The sequence below is a fragment of the Alsobacter ponti genome (assembly GCF_024294805.1).
In the GTDB taxonomy this organism is placed as follows: Bacteria; Pseudomonadota; Alphaproteobacteria; order Rhizobiales; family Beijerinckiaceae; genus Alsobacter; species Alsobacter ponti.
The window spans coordinates 1-15572 of the sequence record NZ_JANCLU010000016.1; the positions used below are offsets into that span (position 1 = coordinate 1).

The window sequence follows — 15572 nt, forward strand, 5'->3', positions numbered from 1 at the left end:
CCGGAACCCCGCAGCGACAGCGCAAAGGGCGGACGCCAGTCCGCCCGTCCCGTTCCCGGAACCCCGCAGCGACAGCGCAAAGGGCGGACGCCAGTCCGCCCGTCCCGTTCCCGGAACCCCGCAGCGACAGCGGAGGGGTGTCCGGGAGCCAGCGCATGGATGTTGCCGGGTAGCGGCGCTCCATAAGCCTTTTCCATCAGGACGCGCTGACGCGCGACATAGTGCGCCAGGCCCCGGATGCGGTTCCGCTGGCGCTGCACCGCTCCGGGGACGGGCGGGCCTGCGGCCCGACGCCTAAACGCCTCCCGCTGGCTCACCGCCCACCCCCGCGAGCCGCCCGGAGCCGCGCCCAAAAGGCTGGAAAAAACCCCGGCCCGACGCTTGCGCCCGCGCTGCCCCTGTGGCAGTGTCCGCGCCGCTTCGGACCCCCTCCCGGGTCCCCGCTTGCTGCCGTAGCTCAGTGGTAGAGCACTCCCTTGGTAAGGGAGAGGTCGAGAGTTCAATCCTCTCCGGCAGCACCAGCAAAAGCGCTGCGTCCCATTATTCGCCGGGCCGCCCACCGCCTCCGATCGCCCTCCTATCCGCTGTCGAACGTCACGCCCTCCGCAACAGCGCCTTGGCGGGCAATAGGGCGCCCCGGCCCGTTGCGGATGGTCACTGGCTTGGCCGAAATAGGGCCCCTGACACCATGGCGCGCGTGGTGCTTGCCAGCAGCGCCGCCTGCGCACCGAAGCCGATGGCCAGGCCGAAGGGGTGAGCGAGAGGAGCGGCACCACCGGTCCGGCCCGTAGCGAGGCGAGGTCGGCACCGTTCGCGCCCATCGCTCTGCCCGCGCGCCCCGCCCCGCCTCCTTCCACCAGAAAGAATAACGTTCTCCATAGCAAAAGAGTGCTTGCGATCTGTCGTGGAAGCGCCTTCAATCCGGGTTCGGCGCGAGGCGCGGGGGCGTGCTTCGCGCCGGCGGGGCGGCCGAACCGGGACAGGATGGTCCTGTCGACAACACGCAATCTTGGAGGACTTCGCCTTGCCTTTCACGAACCTCGCACGCCGGACGCCGAGCCGCCTTCGTCGGGCGCTTCCGGCCGGCCTCATGGCGGCCGCCGCCCTGCTTTCCGCCCCTTCGGCGCGGGCGCAGGACAAGGTGAACCTCGCGGTGGCGGCCATCAATCTGGCGCACGCCCCGGCCGCGCTCGCGGTGGCGGCTCCGGAGATTTTCGCGCGCCACGGCGTCGCGCTGAACGTCACCGACCTGCGGGGCGCGTCGCCCAATTGCATCGCCGCCCTGGTGTCCAAGGCGGCCGATCTCTGCCAGGTCGGAACGACCACCGGAACGGACGCGATCGCGGAAGGGGCCGACCTCGTCGCCGTCGCGGCGCTGGCGGGTCCGTTCGCTGAGATCATCCTGTCGTCCGCGGCGGCGGCCAAGCTGCCGGTCAAGGCGGATGCGCCGATCGCCGAGCGGATCAAGGCCCTGAAGGGCCTCAACCTTGTGAGCTCGGCCCCGGGCAGCGCGAACTACACGATGCTCGATTCGCTGATGGGGACGGTCGGGTCGTCGATTAAGGACATCCGGTTCCGCACCCTGCCGGAAGTGCCGGCCATGATCGAGGCCATCCGCCACGGGCAGATCGACGGCGCCTTCTGGGTCACCGGGTCGCTCGCGCCCAACCTCGTGGACGGAACCGGCGTGCGCTGGATCAGCCTGTCCCGCGGCGACGTCGAGACCTACCAGAACCTGCCCTTCGTGACCGTGTTCGCGCGGCGCGACTGGGCGGCCCAGAACGCCGACCTCGTGAAGCGCATCCACGCCGGATACGCCGACGCCATCGCCCGGTTGAAGAACGAGCCCGCCCAGTCATCCAAGCTCGTCAAGGACCGCTACTTCCCCGACCTGGACCAGGCCCTCTGGAACGACGGATACGAGGCCGGGAGGCGCGCCTTCCTTGACGGCGCGCGCGTCAGCCGCACGGCGTGGCAGGACTCTCTCGCCATGCAGGCGAAGAGCTCCCAGAAGGACTACAGCCGGGCGGCGTTCGACAAGGTCGTGCTGCCGGAGGCCCAGGCGAAGTAAGCCATCGCCGGACTTTTGGAGCCGGTGCGGCGTGTTGCCGCCGCACCGGCTCCGGACCTGTCGTCTCGCACGTTCAGGCGCTGAGCGGGGCGTCCCGCTCGATCAGGGCCATGTGGCGGTCCAGGAACACCGCGATGCGCGCGGCCGCGGCCGTGCGCGAGCGGATCCGCAACCGCTTCAGCGCTTCCGCCACGTGGCTCTTCACGGTGGCTTCCGAGATCCCGCACCGATGCGCGATCTGCTTGTTGAGCAGCCCGCAGGAAATGAGCCAGAGCACGCGGATCTGGGCTTCGGTGCAGGTCTGGAGCCTGGACGAGAAGTCATCCCAGTCCACCGGAGCGGGATGGTTTGTCACCTGGCGGGCGAGGGCGGCGAGGCAGGTCGACAGCGGCCAGCTCTCGGAGTCCGCGGATCCCGCCGGCGGCACCGGCATGCCGTGCCATTGTCTGGGGTCATGACGTGCGTTCATGTCGGGTTCCCGTCGGTTCGCATCGCCTCAGCGCACCAGGTCCATGAAGCGGTGCAGGCTGTCGATCTGCTCCTTCGCGGTCTTGCCCGCGAAGCGCACGTGGAGGTGTTCCGAGCCGAGGGCGTGGAGGGCCGCGATCTCGTCGTGGACCTGCGCGCGGCTCTTGCCGTCCGGATAGAGGCCGAGCTCCAGCGCGATCGTCGTCGGATCCCGGCCCGCCTCGACGGCGGCGGCGTTCACCTTGGCGATCGCTTCCTGCGCGGGAGCGTCGAGCGTCTCCGCGCCGTCGGGAATGCGGAACAGCGGGCACCATCCGTCGCCCTTGCGGCCGATGCGATTCAGCACCGCATCGACCGGCACCGGGGCCTCGGTGCGGCCGGCGCCGATCCAGATGGGGATGGGCTGCTGCACGGGGAGCGGGTTGACGTTCACCCAGTCGAGCTTGTGGAAGGCCCCCTCGAAGTGGACGACCTCCTGGGTCCAGAGCATGCGCAGCACGTCGAGCTGCTCCTCGAACCGCCGCGCGCGGGTCTTGAACTCCGTCTCGAGCGCCGCGAACTCGGTGCTGTTGTAGCCCAGGCCCACCCCCAGCAGCATGCGGCCGCCGGTCAGCACGTCGATCTGCGCCGCCTGCTTGGCGACGAGCGCCGTCTGGCGTTGCGGAAGCCCCAGCACGCCGGTCACGAGCTTGATGCGCGAGGTCTGCGGCGCGAGATACGCCATGGTCGTGAAGACCTCGTAGAACCGGCTCTTGTGGGTGTAGGGCGTGTACGGCATCTCGGGATGCTTCTCGACCATCACGCCCACGATGTGGTCCACGAACCGGACCTTGTCGTAGCCGAGCTCGTCCGCCCTCTTCACGAACGTGACCATGCCCTGGAAGTCGTCGAGATGCGTGAACTGGTTCACGTTCACGGCGTACTTCACGATCTCATGCGGCTTCATCGGTCTCTCCTGGGGGCGCTGGATGTCGTCAGAGTGTGAGTTCGCTCGCCGAGAGGCGGAGCAGGTCGAATGGCGTATCGAGATCGAAGCCGAGGCGCTCATCCGCCACCGTGCGGACGGCGAGGCGCCGGGCGCGCGCGATGGCGGCGTGGGCCGCGAAGCTCGCCTCGCCGAAGGAGAAGGCGAAGTCCGCGCGGGCGGCCCGCCCCAGGCCCAGCGCATTCGTGCCAGTGCGGGCGAGATCGGGCGCGAGCGCCACCTCGCTGTCCGACGCCACGAGCGCTTCGAGCGCGGCGGGAACGATGCGCGGCAGATCGATCGGCAGGACGATCAGGGGGCCCGCGCCCGCCAACTCGAAATTGGCCCGGGCGAGGGAGGGGTTGAGGCCCTGCCCGGGATCCTCGATGGCGAGGGCCCCGAGCGAGGAGGCGAGATCCAGCGCGACGCGATCCGGCGAGACGACGGCGACACGACCGCCGCGACCCGCAAAGGCCAGCGCGGCGGCGAGCGTCCGGCTGAGCAGCGTCTCGCACAGCCAGGCGCGCGCATCCGGCGTCAGCACGGGCGCCAGCCGCGACTTGCCCGCCGCGAAGCCCTTGCAGGGGATCAGGATGTCGATCACGGCGCGCCTCCAAGCCGTTCGGCGAAGGCCAGCGTCTCGCGCGCCAGGCGCTCGCGGTCCGAGTCGGTCTTCATCAGCGTGTCCGTCAGGAGCACCTTCATGCCGAGCGCCTCGATCGAAGCGGCCAAAGCTTCGTCCCGCGTGTCCACGACGAGGCCCCCGATCCACCCGGCGTAGTGGCGGGCGACGCCCAGCGCCGAGACGTCGAAGCCGAGGTCGCGCAGCATCGCCGCCGCCGGGCCCTTCACCGCCTGCCCGGCGATGATCGGCGACACGGCGACGATGGGCCGGCTCTTCGGGATCGCGGCGCGCAGCCCGGGGACGGAGAGAATGGGATCGACGCTGACGAAGGGGTTGGACGGGCAGACGATCACGGCGCTCAGGTCCGGATCGGCGAGGGCGGCGACGACCTCGTCGCTGGCGCGGGCGTTGTCGATTCCGGCGAAGCGAAACCCTTCCACCGTCACCGCGCAGCGAAGCCGCACGAAGTAGTCCTGGAAAGGCAGCTCACCGTCGGGCGTGCGCACCATGGTGGCGACGGCCTCGTCGCACATGGGCAGGATGCGCGAGGCGATACCGAGACGCGCGGCGAAGTCGCCCGTGATGGCGGTGAGTGTCTCGCCGGCCGCGAGGCGCTGCGTGCGCAGCACGTGCATGGCGAGGTCGCGGTCGCCGAGATTGAACCAGGTCGGCCCGCCGAGCCGCGAGACCTGCTCCATGAACGACCAGGTCTCGCCCTCGATGCCCCAGCCCTGGGCCCGGTTGGCGAGGCCGGACAGCGTGTAGACCACGGTGTCGATGTCGGGGCTGACATGCAGCCCCATGGGGCGGAAATCGTCTCCCGTGTTGACGACCACGGTCAGGTCCGCTCCCGCCAAGGCGAGCCCGTGCGCCAGCTTCGCGCCGCCGACACCGCCTGCGAGGGCCACGACCTTGCTCATCGGAAGAGATCCATGTTGCGGGGGCGGACGAGATCGGCGGCCCGGCCGTCCCGGCCCACCTCCGGGACGCCGCGGATGTGGATGACCGGGTGGCCCTCGCCGCCCTGGCCCATGAGCAGCGAGCCGGCGGCGGCGACCTCGTCGGCGAGGGCCAGTTCGCTGGTCATCAGCGTGCGGCCGTTGCGGTCCGGCCGGCCTCGCAAATCGAGGAGCGCCGGGAGGCCCGCGACGCCCACGGCGGTGCCGCACGTGCCGAGCCTCCAGGCGCGGCCGAAGCTGTCGTTGATGACGACCCCCATGCGCGCGCCCGTCAGGCGGTCGAGGTCGGCGCGCAGGCGCGCCGCGCTGGCGTCGGGATCGGCCGGCAGCAGCAGCACCGTCTCCTCTCCGTCGCCCTCGACATTGGACGCGTCGATGCCCGCATTGGCCATCACGTAGCCCCGCAGGTCCTCGACGATGATCACGTGGGGCCGGCAGCGGATCACCTCCCGGCTCTCGCGCAGGATGAGTTCGACGACGCGCGGATCCTTCAGCGCCGTGGCGGCAAGCTCGACGGCCCGCGGGGAGGGGACCACGTCCGCCAGCCGCACGGCGCGCCCTTCGGCCTTGGACACCACCTTCTGCGCCAGCACGACGACGTCTCTCGCACGGGGCTCAACGCCGGCGCGGCCCAGTCCCTCGTGCACGAGACGCGCGAGGTCGTCGCCCGCCTTCACGGTGGGGAAGTCCGGAAGCGCCGTAAGCTCCAGGCGGTGGGTCATGGCGATCAGCCGAGCCCCGTAATGCGGATGCCGGAGCCGGCCACCTTGTGGCGGCGGTTGATGGTGATCAGCACCGAGGTCAGCGCCTCGACCGCGGCCGAATTGGCGACCGGGCCGGCGTAGTACGCGGAGAGCCCGATGGCCTTGGCGAGGCCGATCACGGTTTCGGCGGCGGCGACGTCGTCGGCGCAGACCAGCACGTCGCAGTCGATGGAATGGCCGAGATCCTTCAGGTGATGCGCCGAGACGTTCTGGAAGGCGGCGACGACCTTGACCTCGTCGCCCAGCAGAAGCTGCAGTTGCGCCACCGCCGAGCCCCCCTCGGGGAGCTGCACGCGGCCAACCTTGGGCGGGACGAGCGGCACGGTGGCGTCGACCAGGATCTTGCCCCGCAGCTGGTCCTTCAGGTCCAGCGCGGTCGCCTGCTGGGCGGCGTAGGGGACGGTGAGGAGCACGATGGACGCCTCGGCGGCGGCCTCGTCGCTGCGTGCGCCGCGAACGGCGTCCGTGCCCAGCGCGGCGTTCAGCTCCGCCGCGGTCGCCTGCGCCTTCGCGGCGTCGCGCGATCCGATGACGACCGCGTGGCCCGCATGGGCGAGGCGGAAGGCGAGCCCGCTGCCTTCGGCGCCGGTGCCGCCGATGACGGCGATGGTGGGCTTGTCGCTCATTGTGGTCTCCGCGTCGAAATTTCGTTTCAGGCGACCGCCCGCCTGCGTGGCCCGCCGATTTCGCCGGTGACCAGCGGGGCGAGTTCGCGCGCGCCGTAGCTGCGGGCCGTCTGGCCCGCCGGCGGGACGCCATAGAGCGTGGTGCGCTGGCCGGGCAGGCGCCCGGCCGAGCGGATGAGCGCATCCATGGCCTCGGGCGGCAGTTCCTGCCCGTGCTCGGTGCCGGCGGCGCGCGAGATGCTCTCGTTCATGAGGGTGCCGCCGAGATCGTTCGCTCCGGCGCGCAGCACCGCGCGGACGCCGTCGCCGCCCAGCTTCACCCAGGACACCTGGATGTTGGCGATCAGGGGATGCAGGACGAGCCGCGCCACCGCGTGCATCAGCAGCGTCTCCTCGAAGGTCGGCCCCTTGCGCGCCCGTCCCTTGTGGTAGAGCGGCGCTTCCATGTGCACGAAGGGAAGCGGCACGAACTCGGTGAAGCCGCCCGTGCGCTCCTGCAGGTCGCGCAGCGCGAGCAGGTGGCGGGCCCAGTGCGCCGGCGTGTCGATATGGCCGAACATGATGGTCGCGGTCGAGCGCAGCCCGACCCGGTGCGCCGCCTCCATTACGGAGAGCCAGCCCGCCGTCGACAGCTTGTCCGGACACAGGATGGCGCGGGCGTCGTCGGAGAGGATCTCGGCGGCCGTGCCGGGCAGGGAGCCCAGGCCCGCGTCCCGCAGGCGGCCGAGATAGCTCTCGATGCCCAGGCCCAGCGTCTCGGCACCGTGCGTCACTTCCAGCGGCGAGAAGGCATGGACGTGCATGCCGGGCGCGCCGCGTTGGACCGCCCTGAGCAGTTCGAGATAGGTGTCGCCGGTATAGGACGGGTGGATGCCGCCCTGCATGCAGACCTCGGTGGCGCCACGGTCCCAGGCCTCGGCGGAGCGGCGCGTCACCTCCTCGATCGGAACATTGTAGGGCCGGCCCCGCAGCGTCTCGGCCGTCTTGCCCTTGGAGAAGGCGCAGAAGGTGCACCGCCAGCTGCACACGTTGGTGTAGTTGATGTTGCGGTTCACGACGTAGCGCACGTCCTCCCCGCTAACCCTCGCCCGCAGGGCGTCCGCGCTCTCGATGACGCGATCCGCGTCCGGTCCGCGGCAGGCGAACAGGGCCGCGACCTCGCTCTCGCCGAGCCGGTCGCCGGCCTCGGCGCGCGCCAGCAGGGCCTCGAGCGCGGGAACCTGGCGCCGCCCCTTTTCCGGGGCGCGGAATGGCGCGACGCCGGCGAGCCCGGGCGACCAGCGGTCGGCCCGCGCCCAGCCCGAGGCGTCGCTCTGGCGCAGCACGGCGGCATGCAGGCCGGGATCGATCCAGCGGTCCCGGTCGGCGACATGGCCGGGATAGACCGGCAGGCGGGCGACGAGGCTCTGACCGGCCGCCTCGGTGGCGGCGCGCAGCCATTCGATGGCCGGCCAGCGCGCCTCCGGATTGACGTGGTCGGGCGTGACGGGCGACACGCCGCCCCAGTCGTTGATCCCCGCGTCGAGAAGTTCGGGAAAGCGGTCGTAGCTCAGGTTCGGCGGAACCTGGATGGACATCGCCGCGCCGAGGATCAGCCGCGCCGCGGCCGCGGTCCACAGCAGCTCCTCGTGCGAGGCGCCTGGAACGTTGGCCATGCGCGTGCCCGGCTTGGGCTGGAAGTTCTGGACGATCACTTCCTGGATGTGGCCGTAGCGCACCTGGAGCGCGGCGATGACGAGCAGGGCCTCGATTCGGTCCGCTCGGCTCTCGCCGAGTCCGATGAGGAGCCCGGTCGTGAAGGGGATGGCGAGCTCTCCGGCGGTGGCGATGGTGTCGATGCGCGCCTGCGGCTGCTTGCCGATCGAGCCGTAGTGCGGACCGCCGCGCTCGATCAGGCGGGGAGAAGTTCCCTCCAGCATAAGGCCCTGGCTGACGCCCACGCGCCGCAGCATCGCAAGGTCGTCTCGCCCCATGACGCCGGCGTTGAGGTGCGGCAGCAGGCCCGTCTCGTCCAGGACGAGCCGCGCCATGCGCGCGAGATAGTCGAGGGTCGACGAAGCGCCGAGGTCGTCGAGCTCGCGCCGCACGGCGGGATAGCGCTGCTCCGGCAGTTCGCCCAGCGTGAACAGGGCTTCCGTGCAGCCCGCCTCCTGGCCGGCGCGCGCCACCGCGAGCACCTCGTCGGCGGTCATGAAGGCGCGTTCGCCGGGGCGCCGCGGGTGAGTGAAGGTGCAGTAGCCGCACACGTCGCGGCACAGTCGGGTGAGCGGGATGAACACCTTCGGCGAATACGACACGAGGCGGCCGTGAGCCGAGGCCTTGAGGCTGCGGGCCCGGTCCCCGAGTTCTCCCGGCGGCATGCCGTCCAGGCGCGCGAGCCAGGCGGTGACGGCGGCTTCGTCAGGCCAAAATGGGCCGGTTCGTTCCATTCTCGGCATCCTCCCGGCCACGCTGATTGCGTTCGCTTTTCAGGCTTGCGCGGACGAAGTTGTATGGACAACATACCACCAACGACGGCGTCGTCAACGCGGAGTGAGGGGTGCAACTCCGAATGGCGCGCTCCGGAACGCTGCCGATCCAGCCTGTTCGGGGCAGGTGAGGCAACGATTTCCGGGACTTGCGCCGAAAAATGAGAATGACGTTCTCCATGAAGAAAAATTGCTTGCCTGAGCGGATCGCGTCACCTAGGTTTGGCAATCGGCGGGCGCCGTCGGCGGCGAGCCTGGCCGGGGCGACCGGGCACTTGCGCGTTGATCAGGCGCGGGTCGCCGGCGCAAGATCGACAAAGCGTTGCCGGCGGCATAAGTCGACCGGCTTCATAGCAGGGTGAGGATTCGGCCCGATGCTCCTCGACATCAACGATGTGCACTTCGGCTACCAGAATGAGGTGGAGCTCCTGCAGGGGTTCAGCTTGCATGTCGAGCAGGGCGAGTTCGTGGCCCTCCTCGGTCCGTCGGGCTGCGGAAAGTCGACGTTGATGAATCTCGCGGCGGGCCTGCTGAACCCGCTGCGCGGCGGCGTCAACTTCGGCGGCCATCCCCTGCACGGCCTCAACCGGGACGTCGGCTACATGACGCAGGGCGACACCCTGCTGCCCTGGGCGACGGTGGCCAAGAACATCACCCTGCCGCTGGAACTGCGCGGCGTTCCGAAGGCCCAGCGCGAGGAGAAGCTCGACAAGGCGGTCCGCCTGGTCAACCTCGCCGAGCACCGCAACAAGTATCCGTCCGAACTGTCTGGCGGCATGAAGCGGCGCGCGCTGCTCGCCCGCAGCATCATCTACGACCCGCCCATGCTTCTCATGGACGAGCCGTTCGGAGCCCTCGACGCGCAGCTGCGCGAGGTCATGCACCAGGAATTGCTCAACACGGTCGCGCGAACGGGACAGAGCGTCCTGTTCATCACCCATGACATTTCGGAGGCGATCCTGCTCGCGGACCGAATCATCGTCCTGGGTGGACTGCCTCTCCGCGTTCTCGAGGAGACGGAAGTTCCCTTCGGCAAGGACCGGAAACTGAGCGAGGTCCGGACCACGAAGACCTATGCCGACATGGAGGTCCACCTGCGGGAACTCCTGCGCAAGGCCGACGCGCTCACCAAATCCAAGCAGCACTGAACGGGCCAGAGATGACCGACATGACCGCTCCCGTTCGTCCCGCAAGCCAGGCCCAACTCTCCGCGCGCCGTCGCCGCAAGGCTCCCGTGCGCATCAGTCCCGCCCGGCGCGCGGTGGAAAACCTCGTCATCCAGATCATCCTGATCGGCGCCTTCCTGGTGCTGTGGGAATACGCGTCGGACCGATGGGTGCCCAAGCTCATGGTTTCCAAGCCGAGCGACATCGGCGCCCAGATCTGGAAATGGACGCTCGACGGCACCTTCGTCAGGAACCTCTGGGTCACGGTGCAGGCCACCGCGCTAGGCTTCCTACTCGGCGCGGCGGCGGGCATGGTGCTCGGCTTCCTGACCGGCGCCTGGCGGCGGGTCGGCGAGATCCTGCAGCCGATCGTCACCGCCTTCTACACGCTGCCGCGCCTCGCGCTGGCTCCGCTGTTCCTGCTGTGGTTCGGGCTCGGCATGGAATTCCGGGTCATGTTCTCGGCGACGATCGTGTTCTTCCTCGTCTACTACAACACCTATTTCGGCGTCCGGGAGGTGAGCCAGGAGCTGATCGCCGCGGTGCGCATCATGGGCGCGAACCCGCTCCAGGTCGCGCTGCGCGTCATCGTGCCGTCCGCCCTCGTCTGGGTCGCCGCCGGCCTGAAGATATCGGTGCCCTACGCCCTGGTGGGCGTGGTGGTCGCGGAAATGCTGGCCTCCGACGAGGGCATGGGCTTCCTGCTGTCGCGCGGCGCCAGCCAGTTCTCGGCCGCGCAGACCTTCGCCGCGATCTTCGGCCTGCTGGTGGTCGCCCTCGTGGTCGACTGGCTGATCACGGCGCTGACCAATCGGGCGCTTCGCTGGAAGACGGCCGGGAGCATGCAGAACTGAGGCGGCGCGCCCCGCGCTCCGCGCCGCCGCCGCCTCGCGGTCAGCCCGCGGTCATCCCCGCGGGCGCGCTCCGGCGGTCGAGCGACAGGCGGACCTTGTAGCGGGACGCGGGAAAGTTCACGACGCCGATCTCGACGAGTTCGTCGTCGCCCGAGAAGAACTTGGTGCGCACCCGCAGCGCGGGCGATCCGATCGGCACGTTGAGCCGCGAGGCGATGTTGGCGTCCACCAGGATCGCCTCGATCTCCTGCTCGATCCGTCGAACGACGATGTGATACCGGCGCTCGATGGCGGCGAACAGCTCGCCCTCGTTCTCGAAATCGGCAATGGCGCCGGCATAGGCCGGGGCCACGTACACCTCCGAATAGCAGAGCGGCGCGGTCTGCCCTTCGCGGTTGCGCAGGAGCCCGATGCGCACCCACTCGCCGCCGGCCTCCACCTCGAGCATCCGCGAAAGCGCCGCGTCGACCCGGATGGTCTCGGTGGCGAGCAGCGTGAAGCGGGTGACCTTGGCGTAATCAAGGAGTTCGTGGGCCGAGTGGACCGCGTTCACGAAGGCGCTGTCGGGCGAGGCCGTGGCCAGCACCGACCGCGCGCCGCGGCGGCGTCGGATGTAGCCGAGATCCTGCAGTTCGCGCAGCGCCTCCCGGACGGTGTTGCGGCCGACGCCGAAACGCTCGACGAGCTCCATCTCCGTCGGGAACTGGTTCTGCGTCGTCCACTGACCGTTCTGGATCTCGCCGACGAGAATGCCGGCGATCTGTCGGTATCCGATCGTGTGGGGTTTTCGCGTCGCGCTCACGAGGCCGTCCATATCCGCCCAAGATGTCCTTGCTCCACGACGCAGCCCCGGCCTGTCAAGTCGGCCGAATCGGGGAGACGGACTGCGACGGGGGGCTCGCGCGGCTCAGTTCCGCGGGCGAGGCCGTTCAGCTTTGCAGGATCTTCGACACCTGCTCGGCGAAGGCCTGCAGGTCGCCCACGATGCCGTGGGCGCGCTCGGGACCGTATTGGCCGGCGAACATGTTGGCCGTCACGGCCATCGAGGCATGGCCGTCGCGGTCCAGGATCGGCACGGAGAGCAGCACGGTCCCGACGGCGAAGTTGCCTTCGTCCACGGCGTAGCCCCGCGCCTTGGCCTCGGCGCATTGCGCCATGAAGTCCTTGAACGTCAGCGGGTTGTTCCAGCGGATGGCGGAGAACTGGCGCTTGATCTCGTCCTTGCTCATGTCGCTGTAGGCGGCGAACAGGCGGCCGGTGGCGCCCAGCAAAAGGGGGAGCCGCTGGCCGACGGCCATCTGGATGCGCATGGCGTTGCGCGTATGCGCGGCCATGATCAGCACCTTGCGATCCTTGCCGACCGGCTGCCAGAGCGTGACGGTGACGCCGTGCTTCTGGGCGATCCGCTCCATCAGCGGGAAGACGGAGGAAATGTCGCCGCCCACCGCCGTGGCGGCGCGGGCGATCTCCATGATCCCGAGGCTGAGCTGGTAGGTCTTCGACAGCGGCTCGAACTGCACGAAGTCGTGCGCCATCAGGGTGCGCAGGATGTTGAAGGTCGTGGAGGTGTTGAGCTTGGTGTCCTTGGCGATGCGGGAGACGCCGACAGGCTCGCCGGCCGCGGCCAGATAGCGCAGGATCTTGATGGCGCCCACGACGGCGCCCACCACCTTTCCCGCGCCGCGGGCCTCGGCCTCCCCGTCGGGAGCCCGGTCGGCTTTCGCTACGCCGGTCTTCGGCGACTTGCGGCGAGGCTCGCCGTCCGCCGCGGGAGCCGTCTTTCGCGCCGCTGCCGCGTTTGCCTGTCTGGCCATCGAACTGATCCCGCCACCGTCGTCTCCGTCCGATACCGGATTCGTCACCCTTTTTCTATCGAGAAAACGGATCGCGGCGCCGGCGCCGTCAGCCCGTGCCGGCGAGATCGCGGCGCTCGATCGCGAACCCTTCGTAGCCGGCGGCCGCAACCGCCTGGCACTTCCTGCGATAGGCGTCGACGCCGCCGACATAGGCCAGGAGAACCCGCGGCTTTCCGGGAATGTTGGCGCCGACGTACCAGGAATCCGCCTTCTGCAAGAGCGTGGCGTCCGCCAGCGCGCGGCTGTGCTCGAGCCAGACGTGCTCGGCCGTTTCCGTCGGCTCGATCCGGACCACCCCGTTGCGCTCCATCCAGGCGATCAGGTCGGTGACCCAGTCCACGTGCTGTTCGATCGAGGTGACGACATTGCTCAGCACGGAGGGGCTGCCCGGGCCGGTGATCATCGCGAAGTTCGGGAACCCCGCGGTGGTCACGCCCAGGTAATTGGCCGGGCCCTCGGCCCACTTGTCCTTGAGGCTCACGCCACCCGCGCCCCGGATGTCGATGCGGGTCAGCGCTCCCGTGAGGGCATCGAAGCCGGTCGCGTAGACGATCATGTCCACGTCGACATGCTGGGCGGACGTCGTGACGCCGGTTTCCGTGATCGCCGTGATCGGCGTCGCCTTGGCGTCGACGAGCGTGACGTTCGGCCGGTTGAACGTCTCGTAGAAATCGGTGCCGATCGTGATGCGTTTGGCCCCGACGGGATAGCCCCGCGGGATCAGGATCTCCGCCGTCTTCGGGTCCTTCACGATCTCCCGGATCCTGGCCCGGATGAAGTCGGCCGCGGTGTCGTTGGCCTCCTGGTTCGTACCGATGTCCGAATAGGCGTAGAGGAACGACGGTCCGCCAGCACGCCACCGACGCCGGTATTCGGCTTCGCGTTCCTCGGGGGTGGCGGCGAGGGCCGACCCCTTCGGCGGATCGGGAATCCAGCCGGTCCGGCTCTGCTCGCGCGCGATGCGCCGAAGCTCGGGGAAATTCGCGTGCCAGTGGGCCCGCCGATCTTCGTCCGTCGGACCGTTGCGCGCGGGGATCGAGAAATGCGCGGTGCGCTGGAAGACGTAAAGGTGTTCCGCCGTCTTCGCGATCTCGGGGATGACCTGCACGCCCGACGACCCCGTGCCGATGACGGCCACGCGCTTGCCGGCGAAGCTCACCGGTTCCGTGGGCCACTGGCCGGTGTGGTAGCTCTCGCCCTTGAACGAATCGATGCCCGGAAAGCGCGGGCGGGTCGGGGCGGACAGCGGCCCCGTGGCCATGACGAGATGGCGGGAGCGGACCACCTCGCCCGTGTTCGTCGTCACCGTCCAGGTCTTGCTGTCCTCGTCCCAGCGCGCCGAGGTGACTTTTGTGTCGAACGTGATGCCGGAACGAAGGTCCAGCCGGTCCGCGACGTGGTTGAGGTAGGCGAGGATCTCGCCCTGGGAGGCGAAGCGCTCGCTCCAGCGCCACTCGGTCTCGAGCTCCGGAAGGAACGAATACGCGTATTCGAGGCTCTCGACGTCGCAGCGCGCGCCGGGGTAGCGATTCCAGTACCAGGTGCCGCCGACATCGGAGCCGGCCTCGAAGACACGCGTGGAGAGGCCCAGCCCGCGCATCCGGTGCAGCAGGTAGAGGCCCGAGAATCCTGCGCCGACAATCGTGACCGCGACATCGGTGGGCGCTTGCCCGTGTTCCACTGTCATGGCGTTCCCCGCTTGGCCATCGTCAGCCCGCGCGTCGCCCGCGGCAGGCATCCTCTTCGGGCCGCAGGCGGCGACCCGGACTGTGCGCGAAGGTTAGTCGGGGATCGGCGGTCCCGCAATCCAAATTTTCCATACCGAATGAATTTCGGAATGAAGAAAAACGGGTTGTGTCGGGACCGTGGTGTCAGGCCGGCTTCCGGTCCAGCGAGATGCGGACCTTGTACCGGCCCGCCGGAAAGTGGGCGAGCCCGATCTCGACGACCCGGCCGTCACTGCCGCGGAACGTCGTGCGGACGAGAAGGATCGGACTTCCGATCGGCACCTTGAGCCGCGAGGCGATGTTGGCGTCGGCCTCGGCGGCTTCGATGGTTTGCACCACCTGTTGCAGCACGATGTCGAACTCGCGTTCGAGCAGCGGAAAGATCCGGTTGTCGTTGTCCAGGACCTTCAGCACGTCCTGGTAGACGGGATCCACATAGATCTCGGAGAGGCAGAAGGGATCCCCGCCGGGCTCGCGGCTGCGCAGGATGCCGAGGCGGATCCACTCGCTGCCGGGCGGGCAGTCGAGGCGCTGGGCCAGTCTCTCGCCGACGCGGATGTGCTCGGCCCCGAGGTGTACGGAGTGGGCCGTCTCGGCGTAGTCCAGCAACTCGCTGACGGAACGGACGGAGTTGACGAAGCCGCCGTCCGGATCATGCGACGCGAGGACGGAGCGCGCGCCGCGACGGCGCCGGATGTAGCCCAGCGCCTGCAGTTCGCGCAGCGCCTCGCGCACCGTGTTGCGGCCGACCCCGAAGCGCTCCACCAGGTCCATCTCGCTGGGCAGGAGTTCGTTGAGGGCCCAGACGCCCTCCTTGATCTCGCGGATCAGCGTCGAGCTGATGTCCTTGTAGCCGACGGTTCGGACCTTGGACGCGTGTCTCGGCGGCATGAGGCGGATCTCCCTTGAGGCCTGCCATGGGCCCGCGCCCGCCATATCGGCAGGGACTCCGCCGCGTCAATGAGGGCCGGGCATTCCGGCGATCCTCATCACTTTGGATATCGGGTTGCCCAGGCACCCTTGT

General features: G+C 69.3%; 14 protein-coding genes and 1 tRNA gene. 4 read left to right on the top strand and 11 right to left on the bottom strand.

Annotation, left to right across the window (positions count from 1 at the left end; all coding sequences use genetic code 11):
- The first annotated feature begins 446 nt into the window (after positions 1–446).
- Positions 447–521 (top strand) — tRNA-Thr (locus NK718_RS15515).
- Between the two features lie 569 nt (positions 522–1090).
- Complete coding sequence (locus NK718_RS15520; protein ID WP_254744105.1) at positions 1091–2071, top strand: ABC transporter substrate-binding protein; 981 nt, start codon at positions 1091–1093, stop codon at positions 2069–2071.
- 73 nt (positions 2072–2144) lie between these two features.
- On the opposite strand, the gene NK718_RS15525 is transcribed toward NK718_RS15520, so the two are convergent.
- The 7 genes from NK718_RS15525 to cofH are packed head-to-tail and all read right to left on the bottom strand — an operon-like array spanning position 2145 to position 8906.
- Positions 2145–2540, bottom strand: coding sequence for a helix-turn-helix domain-containing protein (locus NK718_RS15525; protein ID WP_254744107.1), 396 nt, complete (start codon positions 2538–2540; stop codon positions 2145–2147).
- A 27-nt stretch (positions 2541–2567) separates the two neighbouring features.
- Positions 2568–3485, bottom strand: a complete 918-nt coding sequence (locus NK718_RS15530; protein ID WP_254744109.1) for an LLM class F420-dependent oxidoreductase — start codon at positions 3483–3485, stop codon at positions 2568–2570.
- A 28-nt stretch (positions 3486–3513) separates the two neighbouring features.
- On the bottom strand, positions 3514–4107 hold the full coding sequence (gene cofC / locus NK718_RS15535; RefSeq protein WP_254744111.1) for a 2-phospho-L-lactate guanylyltransferase: 594 nt from the start codon (positions 4105–4107) through the stop codon (positions 3514–3516).
- Positions 4104–5048, bottom strand: coding sequence for a 2-phospho-L-lactate transferase (cofD, locus tag NK718_RS15540; protein WP_254744113.1), 945 nt, complete (start codon positions 5046–5048; stop codon positions 4104–4106). The genes cofC and cofD overlap by 4 nt, the downstream gene beginning before the upstream one ends.
- Positions 5045–5809, bottom strand: a complete 765-nt coding sequence (gene cofE, locus NK718_RS15545) for a coenzyme F420-0:L-glutamate ligase (protein ID WP_254744115.1) — start codon at positions 5807–5809, stop codon at positions 5045–5047. Before cofE ends, cofD begins: the two co-directional genes overlap by 4 nt.
- 5 nt (positions 5810–5814) lie before the next feature.
- Positions 5815–6477, bottom strand: coding sequence for an NADPH-dependent F420 reductase (gene npdG / locus NK718_RS15550; RefSeq protein WP_254744117.1), 663 nt, complete (start codon positions 6475–6477; stop codon positions 5815–5817).
- A 26-nt stretch (positions 6478–6503) separates the two neighbouring features.
- Complete coding sequence (gene cofH, locus NK718_RS15555; protein WP_254744119.1) at positions 6504–8906, bottom strand: 5-amino-6-(D-ribitylamino)uracil--L-tyrosine 4-hydroxyphenyl transferase CofH; 2403 nt, start codon at positions 8904–8906, stop codon at positions 6504–6506.
- A gap of 413 nt (positions 8907–9319) precedes the next feature.
- Between cofH and NK718_RS15560 the strand changes: the two genes are divergently transcribed.
- Positions 9320–10093: an ABC transporter ATP-binding protein gene (locus tag NK718_RS15560; protein ID WP_254744121.1), complete on the top strand. Its 774-nt coding sequence runs from the start codon at positions 9320–9322 to the stop codon at positions 10091–10093.
- 20 nt (positions 10094–10113) lie between these two features.
- Positions 10114–10965, top strand: coding sequence for an ABC transporter permease (locus NK718_RS15565; RefSeq protein ID WP_254744123.1), 852 nt, complete (start codon positions 10114–10116; stop codon positions 10963–10965).
- Positions 10966–11005: 40 nt separating this feature from the next.
- On the opposite strand, the gene NK718_RS15570 is transcribed toward NK718_RS15565, so the two are convergent.
- From NK718_RS15570 to NK718_RS15585, 4 genes are all read right to left on the bottom strand, one after another.
- Positions 11006–11767: a GntR family transcriptional regulator gene (locus NK718_RS15570; RefSeq protein ID WP_254744125.1), complete on the bottom strand. Its 762-nt coding sequence runs from the start codon at positions 11765–11767 to the stop codon at positions 11006–11008.
- Positions 11768–11894: 127 nt separating this feature from the next.
- Positions 11895–12779 carry an IclR family transcriptional regulator gene (locus NK718_RS15575; RefSeq protein WP_254744127.1) on the bottom strand — a complete coding sequence of 295 codons (885 nt, stop codon included), beginning with the start codon at positions 12777–12779 and terminating at the stop codon, positions 11895–11897.
- A gap of 88 nt (positions 12780–12867) precedes the next feature.
- Entirely contained in the window at positions 12868–14508 is a 1641-nt protein-coding gene (locus NK718_RS15580) for a flavin-containing monooxygenase (RefSeq protein WP_254744129.1), read from the bottom strand.
- A gap of 184 nt (positions 14509–14692) precedes the next feature.
- On the bottom strand, positions 14693–15439 hold the full coding sequence (locus NK718_RS15585; protein WP_254744131.1) for a GntR family transcriptional regulator: 747 nt from the start codon (positions 15437–15439) through the stop codon (positions 14693–14695).
- Positions 15440–15572 lie beyond the last annotated feature (133 nt).

What these genes read in the sequence shown, in the direction of transcription:
- NK718_RS15525 (WP_254744107.1), bottom strand. Translation starts at nt 2,540, where the DNA reads ATGAACGCACGTCATGACCCCAGACAATGGCACGGCATGCCGGTGCCG.
- cofD (WP_254744113.1), bottom strand. Translation starts at nt 5,048, where the DNA reads ATGAGCAAGGTCGTGGCCCTCGCAGGCGGTGTCGGCGGCGCGAAGCTG.
- NK718_RS15585 (WP_254744131.1), bottom strand. Translation starts at nt 15,439, where the DNA reads ATGCCGCCGAGACACGCGTCCAAGGTCCGAACCGTCGGCTACAAGGAC.
- NK718_RS15520 (WP_254744105.1), top strand. Translation starts at nt 1,091, where the DNA reads ATGGCGGCCGCCGCCCTGCTTTCCGCCCCTTCGGCGCGGGCGCAGGAC.
- NK718_RS15575 (WP_254744127.1), bottom strand. Translation starts at nt 12,779, where the DNA reads ATGGCCAGACAGGCAAACGCGGCAGCGGCGCGAAAGACGGCTCCCGCG.
- NK718_RS15565 (WP_254744123.1), top strand. Translation starts at nt 10,114, where the DNA reads ATGACCGCTCCCGTTCGTCCCGCAAGCCAGGCCCAACTCTCCGCGCGC.
- npdG (WP_254744117.1), bottom strand. Translation starts at nt 6,477, where the DNA reads ATGAGCGACAAGCCCACCATCGCCGTCATCGGCGGCACCGGCGCCGAA.
- NK718_RS15580 (WP_254744129.1), bottom strand. Translation starts at nt 14,508, where the DNA reads ATGACAGTGGAACACGGGCAAGCGCCCACCGATGTCGCGGTCACGATT.
- cofE (WP_254744115.1), bottom strand. Translation starts at nt 5,809, where the DNA reads ATGACCCACCGCCTGGAGCTTACGGCGCTTCCGGACTTCCCCACCGTG.
- NK718_RS15530 (WP_254744109.1), bottom strand. Translation starts at nt 3,485, where the DNA reads ATGAAGCCGCATGAGATCGTGAAGTACGCCGTGAACGTGAACCAGTTC.
- NK718_RS15560 (WP_254744121.1), top strand. Translation starts at nt 9,320, where the DNA reads ATGCTCCTCGACATCAACGATGTGCACTTCGGCTACCAGAATGAGGTG.
- cofH (WP_254744119.1), bottom strand. Translation starts at nt 8,906, where the DNA reads ATGGAACGAACCGGCCCATTTTGGCCTGACGAAGCCGCCGTCACCGCC.